Source organism: Pseudomonas psychrophila (assembly GCF_001043005.1).
Lineage (GTDB): Bacteria > Pseudomonadota > Gammaproteobacteria > Pseudomonadales > Pseudomonadaceae > Aquipseudomonas > Aquipseudomonas psychrophila.
Genome location: NZ_JYKZ01000034.1, coordinates 1 through 896 on the forward strand (window position 1 = coordinate 1; position 896 = coordinate 896).

The 896-nt window shown below is 56.8% G+C and carries 1 pseudogene; it reads left to right on the forward strand.

Features of this window, described 5'->3' with window-relative positions:
* Positions 1–252 precede the first annotated feature (252 nt).
* Positions 253–896 (forward strand): annotated as a pseudogene (locus TU76_RS23875) (LysR substrate-binding domain-containing protein); the annotation flags it as partial.

Consider the following 896-nt stretch of genomic DNA (forward strand, 5'->3'; position numbering starts at 1 on the left):
TTGGCCAGCACTTGTTGAGTGGCCGGGTTAACGATGTCGTGCCACTCAGTGGTCTGCGACTCGATCCATTCACCATCAATCAGCAAGCGGGCGTTTTGGTATGGGGCGGTAGAAACGTTCATGGAAGTCTCCGACATTATTTTTATGTTGCGTCAGTAGCGCGTGTACGGGCGTCCAGATTGGTCGCAGGACTGTTTTTGGAGTATAGGTGTGCGTTCTTCTAATAAGAACGCACATAAAAGCCGGTCTAACATGCAAAAAAACATCACATCGTTAAGCGCTTTGAACTGGGACGACCTGAAGTTTTTTCTTGAGGTGGCCCGCACCCGCAAAGCCAGCAGCGCAGCCAAACGCCTGGCCGTGGACTACACGACATGGGCTGTACCGAGGGTTTCGGCAGCTTTTTCATCACCCCACAGTTGAGTCACTTTGTGGATGCCTACCCGGCAATCTCGGTGGATATCCTGCCACTGCCGCACTTCATCAGCCTGTCCAAGCGCGAGGCGGATATCGTCATCGCGCTGGAGCGCCCGGAACACGGCCCCTACGTGTGCTGCAAGCTGTGCGATTACCGACTGCAGCTGTTTGCGACCCAGGAATATCTGGATCAGCACCCGCCGATCCGCCGGCCTTCTGACCTGGCAGAGCACCCGTTTATCAGTTACGTCGACGATTTGGCATTTAGCTCGGAGTTGCTGTACCTGGCCAATGTGCTGCCCGGCGCCAGCGCCAATCTGCGCAGCACCAGCGTGATCGCACAGTACGTGGCCGCTCAGCAAGGCCGTTCACTGGCGATTCTGCCGTGTTTTCTGGCCGCCCAGGACCCGCGTTTGCTGCCGGTACTGCCGCAGGAGATCAACCTGACACGGCAGTTCTGGATGTACTGCCGCGAGGAC